Raw genomic sequence first — 8,367 nt, forward strand, 5'->3', positions numbered from 1 at the left:
CCACCGGGCCCTGGCGGCCGCGCGGGCCGGGGCCGACGGTGCCGCGGAACTGCTGGCCGCGGTGCGCGACGGCTACCGGGCCCTCGGCCTGGCGGAACGCGCGGCCCTGGCCGAACTGCGGCTGGCGACCCTGGGCGCGCAGTCCGGGGCCGGAGCGGGGGAGCTGCGCGGACTCCTGGCGGTGGCCCTGCGCTCCGCCGAAGCACTGGCCGAGGACGAGCCGCAGCGGATCCGGCGGATCGCGCTCGCGGAACTGACCTCGATCCGGGTCGAGTCGTACCTGCGCTCCCTCGAAGAGGCCGAGGCGCACTCCGAGGACGGCGCCCACGACGGCCCCGGCAGTCACGGCGGCCACGACCACGCGCAGGACCACGGGCACGGCCCGCTGGCCGCCGAGCTCGGGGCGTTCGTCGACGCCTACGCATCGGTCGTGCCGGATCTCGCGGCGGAGGCGGAGGAGATGCTTGGCCGCATCGCCCTGACGGAAGGCGACCCGGAGCGCGCCGTGGCGCTGCTCGCCGGCTCCGCCGACCGCTCGGTCGCGGCGGGCCGCCCGTGGCTCGCCGTGGACCCGTTGGTGCTGCGCGCCGGAGTGCTGGTCTCGCTGGAGCGCCCCGAGGAGGCGGAGGAGGCCGTGCGCGCGGGACTGGCGCATGCCACCGAAGTGACCGACCCCGAAACGCAGGGCGTCGTACGGCTCACCCTCGCCGACATCCTGCTGCGGCGCGACGACGCCGACGCGGAGGCAGCCGGGCACGCCCTGGAGGCCTCGTACTGGTTCGACCAGGCCGGTCTCACCGCGGACGGCGGTGCCCAGGCCCGGCTGCTGCTCGCCCGGTGCCACGCCCGCGGCGGCCGCGTCGCCGAGGCGGCCGAGGTGCTGCAGTCGACGCTGCCGGACCTGCTGGAGCACGGCGAGGGCCAGGCCGCGTCCGTACGGGAGTTCCTGGGCGATCTGCTCCGCGACCTGAACGACCCCCGGGGTGCGGCGGAGCAGTACCTGCTGGCGGCGGAGGTGACCAAGGACTGGGAGGACCCGCGTCCGCAGGCGAACTTCGCCCAGTCGGCGGCCGACCAGCTCTCCGAGGCACGGCTGGTCCCGGAGGCCGCCGCCGCGTACGAGCGGGCCCTCGAACTGCGGCGGCGGTCGAAGGACGCACCGATCGCCGAGGTCCGGATCCTGCGGTCGCTTGCCTGGCTGGGGCTGCGCGAAGAGGTCACCGGGGCGACGGTGGCGCGGGCGCGGACCCGGATGGGCGAGGCGGCGGAGGTACTGGCCGAGGCGCTTGCCCAGGACCCCGAGGACCGGGAGGCGCGGGCCGAGCTCGCCGAGACCTGGCACCAGCTGGCCCAGGTGCTGGACCGGTGGGTCTCCACTTCGGAGGAAGACGAGGACGACGAGGACGACCCGGGCGACGACGAGGAAACCGGCCCGACCGAGCCGCTGGGCGCGGCGGAACTGGAGGCGCTGCGACAGGAGGAGATCGTGCTCTGGGAGCGGGCCGCGGGGCTGTACGCCGAGCTCGGCCCGGACCGGCTGGAGGCCCGGTTCCAATGCGTCAACAACGCGGCCTGGACCGAGAACGAGCTGGGCCGGCCGGAGGCCGGCGCCGCCCGGGTGACGGCACTGGCGGACGAGATCCGCGCGCTGCCCGAGGACATGGCGCCCGAGTGGCTGCTGGAGAGCGCCGACCGCACGGCGAGACACATGCGGGACGCCGCGTCCTGACGCGGCCCGTGCCGCCCGTGCGCCCGTGCACCGCCACCGCTCCATCGGGCGGGGGCGGTGGCAGGGGCAGCGGTGGTGGGCGCCCGCCCGGCCATCGGCCGGGACCGGGTCAGTTCAGCTGGGCGAGGCCCTCGGTGGCGATCTGCTCGAAGACCGCCTGGTCGGCGGCGAAGTCCGAGTCGGGGATCGGCCAGTGGATCACCAGCTCGGTGATGCCGAGCTCCTGGTGGCGACCGGCGAAGTCGACGAAGGCGTCCACGGATTCCAGCGGGCGCCCCCGGTCCGGGGTGAAGCCGGTGAGCAGCACCTTGTCCAGCTCCGCCACGTCCCGGCCGGTCTCCGCGCACGCCTTGTCGAGCTTGGCGATCTGGCCGCGGATGGCTTCGACCGACTGCTCCGCAGTGCCCTCCTCGAAGATCTTCGGGTCGCCGGTGGTCACCCAGGCCTGCCCGTACCGCGCCGCGAGCTTCAGGCCGCGCGGACCGGTCGCCGCGACCGCGAAGGGCAGCCGGGGGCGCTGGGCGCAGCCGGGGATGTTGAAGGCCTCTTCGGCCGAGTAGAAGGTGCCCCGCTGGGTGACGGAGTCCTCGGTGAGCAGCCGGTCGAGCAGCGGCAGGAACTCGCCGAAGCGGTCGGCCCGCTCCTTGGGGGTCCATGCCTCCTGGCCGAGCACCGTGGCGTCGAAGCCGTTGCCGCCGGCGCCGATACCGAGGGTGATCCGGCCGCCCGCGATGTCGTCCAGGGAGATCAGCTCCTTGGCGAGCGTCACCGGGTGGCGGAAGTTCGGCGAGGTGACGAGCGTGCCCAGCCGCAGCCGCTCGGTGGCCGTCGCGGCCGCCGTGAGCGTCGGCAGCGCGCCGAACCACGGACCGTTGCGGAAGGTCCGCCAGGACAGGTGGTCGTAGGTGTATGCGGCGTGGAAGCCGAGCTCCTCGGCCCGCTGCCAGCGCTCGCGCCCCCCTTCGTGCCACCGGTGGACGGGAAGGATCACAGTGCTCAGACGCATGCCCCAGACCATACGCGGGCTTCCCGCTGCCCCGCACGTGCCGGCGGAGCGGCTCCGGGAAGCCACGACGGCGTCGCGTCACAGGCCGCTGCCGTGGCCCCGCGAGCCCGCGTTTGGCGTCATTGGCGACCGCCTGAGCGAGGCTTGACTGAGGTGACGAGCGTGCTCAGGCGCAAGGTCGTTCCCCTGAGCCTACGATCGCCGCCCGGAACGCCTCACGCCACGCGCTGGGCGTTCCTGCGCCACAGCGCGAGCAGTACGGGCGAGCCGGTGGGTGCCGGGGCCAGGGGGCAGACGTCGAAATGGCTGATCCGGCACCTGTCGTAGGGTGCGGGGGCGGCCAGGGTGACGGCGGTGCCGTCGGCCGCGATGTGCCAGCGTTTGCCCGCCGGGACGCAGCCGACCGGCCATGCGCCGGGCTCGATCATCAGCCAGCGGCCCAGCACCGTACGGTGCCATTCCGCGTCGCCGCCGCACGTGCGGCAGACCGTCCTGCGCGGATCCCGGACGGCGCCGGACGGGGCATCGGAGCGGTCGGCGCGCACGGTCCGCACGGACCGCACGGAGTGGTCGGCGCCGCCGGAGCGGTCGGAGCGGCCGGCGACCCGGACCAGGGTCGTGGAGCCGGCGGCGCGGGCGGCCCGGGCCAGGGCCTCGGCGGTACCGGCCAGGACCTCGCCCACCAGAACCGGTTCGCGGTCGGGGTGGCCGACGCCCGCCCGCTCGCAGGCCGCGCACAGGGATAACCCGAGGCTCGCGGTCCATCTGGCGTGCGGACCGCCGCAGGCGTCGCAGAACGAGTTCCGGGTTGAAGAGATGGTCACGTCGCCCCCCGTGTGACGTCGTCGAAACCGGTGAAGGGGATCCTTCCACCCCCCGCTGACAACCATGTGGCGATGTTTCACGTGAAACATCGCCATGTTTCACGTGAAACATGCCGACGCCGTTGCCCGGAGAGCACGGTCGGAGCCCGGCCCGGTGGACGGACCGACAGGCGATCGGCCCGGCGGCCGCGCCTCATGGGCGAAGATGGAGTCGTGACCTCGGCTCCCCAGTGCCCGGACGGGCCAACCCCCATGCCCCGGCTCATCGCCACCGATCTCGACGGCACCCTGCTGCACGACGACAAATCCGTCTCCCAGCGCACCGTCGCCGCACTCGCCGCCGCCGAGGAGGCCGGCCTCGAGGTCTTCTTCGTGACCGGACGTCCGGCCCGCTGGATGGGCGTGGTCAGCGACCACGTCCAGGGCCACGGCCTGGCGATCTGCGCGAACGGCGCGGCCGTCGTCGACCTCCACTCGGTCGATCCGCACAGCACCGGGTCGCCCACGGGCCGGGAGTTCGTCCAGGTCAGGCCGCTGCCCCGGATCACCGCGCTCAAGGTGGTGGAGGCCCTGCGCGCCGCCGCCCCCGGCACCTCGTTCGCCGTCGAGCTGACCACTGGCATCAACTACGAGCCGACCTACCCGCCGTTCTTCCAGGACACCGGCGCCAATGTCGCCACCGCCGAGGAGCTGCTCCACGAGGCGACGGACGATGACTCGGCGCCCGTCCTGAAGGTCCTCGCGCACCACGCCGAGTTGGCACCGGACGAGTTCCTGACGCTGGCCCGCTCCGTCGCCGGGGCGTACGCCTCGATCACCCGCTCCAGCCCGACCTCCCTGCTGGAGATCAGCGGACTGGGCGTCTCCAAGGCCAGCACCCTGGCCCTGTGCTGCGAGGAGCGAGGCATCTCGGCGGCCGAGGTCGTCGCCTTCGGGGACATGCCGAACGACGTGGAGATGCTCGACTGGGCGGGTACCTCGTACGCGATGGGCAACGCCCATCCGGACGTGATCGCCGCCGCGTCGGGCCGTACGGTCGCCAACAACGAGGACGGCGTCGCCGTCGTCATCGAGCGCATCCTGGCCGAACGGGCCGCCCGCGCCCGGACCTAGGCCGCACGGCTAGAGCGGGGCCCCCACGGGGCCTCCCAGGCCGGACGGCTAGAGCGGGGCCTCCCACACCAGGGTGGTCCCGCCGCCCTCCTCCCCGAGCCCGGGCCCGTACGAGCTCGAGCCGCCCAGCGACTCGGCCCGCCGGCGCAGGTTCCGCAGACCGCTGCGCCGCCCGCCCTCGGCAATGCCCACCCCGTCGTCGGCGACCTCCAGCCGCACCCCGGGCCGCCCGTCTGCCAGGGTGACGGTGGAGTCGAGCACCACCTCGATCCGGGACGCCTCCGCGTGCCGGAACGCGTTCGACAGGGCCTCGCGCAGCGCGGCGATCAGGTTCTTGCCGACCAGTTCTCCGACGACCGCGTCGATCGGCCCGAGGAAACGGTGCGCGGGCTTGAAGCCCAGCGGCACGGCAGCCATGTTGATCTCCCGCAGGACCCGGGTGCGCAGACCCGAGGGTGCTTCGGCGGGGCCCTGCTGGAGCGCGAAGATCGCGGTGCGGATCTCCTGGATCGTCACGTCGAGCTCGTCGACGGCCTTGCCCACGCCGTCGCGCACCTCGGGCACGACGGACCGGCGCTGGGCGCCCTCCAGCATCATCCCGGTGGCGAAGAGCCGCTGGATGACCAGGTCGTGCAGATCACGGGCGATCCGGTCGCGGTCCTCGAAAACCGCGAGGCGTTCCCGGTCGCGCTGCGCCTCGGCCATCATCAGCGCCAGCGCCGCCTGGGAGGCGAACTGCGTGGCCAGGGTCCGCTCGGCTTCGCTGAACGGCCGCTTGCCGCGCGCCCGGGGCGTGACGAGCGTGCCCAGCACCCGGCCGCCGCTCTGCAGCGGCAGCATCATGCAGGGCCCGTACTGGCTGGTCAGTCGGCTGATCAAGCGCGGGTCCGAGGAAGCGTCGTCGACGAAGACCGGCTCGCCTTCCAGGAGCTTGGCCACCACCGGACTTTCGGCCGGAATCACCATGCCGAGGGAGGTGGCCGGATTGTCGGCGGAGACCGCGACGATCTCCAACCCGCCGTCCTCGGCGGGCAGCATCACGATCCCGGCGGCCGAATCGGCGAGGCGGCGGGCCTGTTCGGCGACGACCGCGAGCGCGTCGTCCGCGTCCCCGCCCGACAACAGGGCGGTGGTGACGGCTACGGAGCCGTCGATCCAGCGCTCGCGCTGGGTGGCGGCTTCGTAGAGGCGTGCGTTGCCGATGGCGATGCCCGCCTCGGTGGCCAGCACCCGGACCATGTGGACGTCGTAGTCGTTGAACTCGCCGCCGCCGTTCTTCTCGGCGAGGTAGAGGTTGCCGAAGATCTCTCCCTGCACCCGGATCGGGACGCCGAGGAAGGTCTCCATGGCCGGGTGGTGCGCGGGGAAGCCCGCCGAGCGCGGGTCCTCGCGCAGGTCGCTGAGGCGGACCGTGTCGGGGTGCGAGATCAGCGCGCCGAGCAGGCCGCGCTTCCCGTCCGGACGGTGGCCGATCCTCTTCGCCAGCGCATCGCTGATCCCGAAGGTGACGAAGTCCGAGAGTCCGCGGCCCTCGATGTCGACGACCCCGATGGCCGCGTAGCGGGCGTCCGCGAGCTCGGCCGCCGTCTCGCAGATGCGGTCCAGCGTGGAGTGCAGCTCAAGACCGGTACCGACCGACCGCATGGCCTCCAGGAGTTGCGGCACCCGGGCCGTGAGCTCGGTGGACAGGCCGTGGAGACTCCGGGTCGCTGCGGTCGCGGCCTCCATCGGGTCCGGCCGGGGCGGCGACGGCAACGGCTTCGGCGATGACGCGGCCGGTTCCTGGGACTCCTGCGCTGACATGCCCTTGAGCCTAGTTAGTCCGCTTTGGTGGGGAAAGTCGGGCCTGGTGGAACTCGGCCAGTGTTCCGTCCGCCGCCCGTTCCCTTTCCAGCAGCCGCCGCAGCGGCCCCTCGACGGCGGCCAGCTCCGCGTGGGTACCGCGCTGGACGACCGCTCCGCGGTCCAGCACGAGCACCTCGTCCACCGCCTCCAGCCCTGCCAGCCGGTGCGTGATCAGCACGGTGGTGCGCCCCTCGGTCGCGGCCAGCAGATCCGCCGTCAGCGCATCGGCCGTCGCCAGGTCCAGGTGCTCGGCCGGCTCGTCCAGGACGAGGACCGGAAAGTCCGCGAGCAGGGCTCGTGCCAGGGCCAGGCGCTGGCGCTGGCCGCCGGAGATCCGCTCGCCGTGTTCGCCGACCAGCGTGTCCAGGCCGTCCGGCAGCCCGTCGGCCCACTCCAGCAGCCGGGCCGCGGCGAGCGCGTCCCGCAGCTGCTCCTCGCTCGCCCCGGTGCGGGCCAGGCGCAGGTTCTCCCGTACCGAGCTGTCGAAGATGTGGGCGTCCTGGGCACACAGGCCCACGATCCGGCGGACGTCGTCCCCGTCGACCACGCGCGCGTTCGTCCCGCCCAGGGTGTACGAGCCCTCGTGCTGGTCCAGGAAGCGCAGCAAGACCTGTGCCAGCGTGGTCTTGCCCGCGCCGGAGGGACCGACGACCGCGATCCTGCGGCCCGCCTCCAGCGTCAGGTCGAGCCCGCGCAGCGCGTCGCGCTCCTGCCCGGGGTGGCGGGCGGTGAGCCCCGTCAGCCGCAGCGGGAAGGGCGAAGCGGGCAGCTGCTCGGGCCGCTCCGGCTCGACGACCGGGACGGGCGCGTCGATGACCTCGTAGAGCCTCTCGGCACTGCGGCGGACGCGCTGGCGGTACTGGACCGCCAGCGGAAGCCCGGTGACGGCCTCGAACGCGGCCAACGGGGTCAGTACGACCACGGCCATGGCGACCCCGGCCAGGCGGCCCCCGGCGACGGCGTTCGCGCCGACGGCGGCGGCGCACACGACGGTCAGCCCGCACACGAGGGCGGACAGCCCGCTCCCGAGCCCGGTGACGGCAGCCGCGCGGGCGGCGATCCCGGTCAGCGTGCGGTCGCTCCGCTGCGCGGCGTCCTTCCGTCCGGCCAGGGCTCCGGCGACGGTGAGCTCCGCGGTGCCGGTGAGCAGATCGGCCACGCGGGTGGCGAGTTCGCCCCGGGCGGGCGCGAGGCGGCGCTCCGTACGGCGTGCGCAGACGGCGCTGAGGAGCGGGACCCCCACGCCGGCGGCGAGCAGCCCGGCCGCGAGCACGGCTCCGGCCTCGGGCAGCAGCCACGCGGTGAACGCCACGGAACCGGTCCCGACGAGCACCGCGGTGCCGACGGGCAGCAGCCAGCGCAGCCAGTAGTCCTGCAGGGCGTCGGCGTCGGCCACCAGCCGGGTCAGCAGGTCCCCGCGCCGCTGAGCGCGCAGCCCTGCGGGGGCGATGCGCTCCAGTCCCCGGTAGACGCCGACGCGCAGGTCGGCGAGCATCCGCAGGACGGCGTCGTGGGACACGAGGCGCTCCGCGTACCGGAAGACGGCCCGCCCCATGCCGAACGCCCGCGTGGCGGTCACGGCCACCATCAGGTACAGCACGGGCGGGTGTTCGGAGGCCCGCGAGATCAGCCATCCGGACACGGCCATCAGCCCGACGCTGGAGCCGACGGCCAGCGCCCCCAGCAACAGTCCGAGTCCGAACCGCCGCTGCCAGGCCTTGGCCGCTCCCCGCACCCGCTTGAGCGGATCGGCCCCGCCGGCCCCGGCTCCGCCCGTCGCGGCCGCCCGCTCCGGCGCGGCCCCGAGGATCCACTCGCCGGGATCCGCCGGGGCCCCCGCGGAGCCGGGC

The 8,367-nt window shown here is 74.2% G+C and carries 5 protein-coding genes and 1 pseudogene; 2 read left to right on the plus strand and 4 right to left on the minus strand.

Features of this window, described 5'->3' with window-relative positions; all coding sequences use genetic code 11:
• Positions 1-1,729 (plus strand): annotated as a pseudogene (locus tag J7E97_RS35170) (hypothetical protein); the annotation flags it as partial.
• 109 nt (positions 1,730-1,838) lie between these two features.
• Here J7E97_RS35170 and J7E97_RS35175 read toward each other — a convergent pair.
• A complete protein-coding gene (locus tag J7E97_RS35175; protein ID WP_215035702.1) occupies positions 1,839-2,735 on the minus strand; it encodes an LLM class flavin-dependent oxidoreductase in 897 nt (298 codons plus the stop codon).
• Positions 2,736-2,950: 215 nt separating this feature from the next.
• Positions 2,951-3,559 carry a DUF6083 domain-containing protein gene (locus tag J7E97_RS35180; RefSeq protein ID WP_215035704.1) on the minus strand — a complete coding sequence of 203 codons (609 nt, stop codon included), beginning with the start codon at positions 3,557-3,559 and terminating at the stop codon, positions 2,951-2,953.
• A 195-nt stretch (positions 3,560-3,754) separates the two neighbouring features.
• Here J7E97_RS35180 and J7E97_RS35185 point away from each other — a divergent pair, with 195 nt between their 5' ends.
• Positions 3,755-4,672 (plus strand): HAD-IIB family hydrolase, encoded by a 918-nt coding sequence (locus J7E97_RS35185; RefSeq protein WP_215035706.1) that lies wholly within the window; start codon positions 3,755-3,757, stop codon positions 4,670-4,672.
• Between the two features lie 48 nt (positions 4,673-4,720).
• Here the strand turns inward: J7E97_RS35185 and J7E97_RS35190 are convergent, their stop codons facing one another.
• Positions 4,721-6,400 (minus strand): GAF domain-containing protein, encoded by a 1,680-nt coding sequence (locus tag J7E97_RS35190; RefSeq protein ID WP_215035710.1) that lies wholly within the window; start codon positions 6,398-6,400, stop codon positions 4,721-4,723.
• An 85-nt stretch (positions 6,401-6,485) separates the two neighbouring features.
• The coding region (cydC, locus tag J7E97_RS35195; RefSeq protein WP_215035708.1) for a thiol reductant ABC exporter subunit CydC at positions 6,486-8,367 on the minus strand (1,882 nt) is incomplete at its 5' end.

The sequence above is a fragment of the Streptomyces sp. ISL-66 genome (genome assembly GCF_018614135.1).
In the GTDB taxonomy this organism is placed as follows: Bacteria; Actinomycetota; Actinomycetes; order Streptomycetales; family Streptomycetaceae; genus Streptomyces.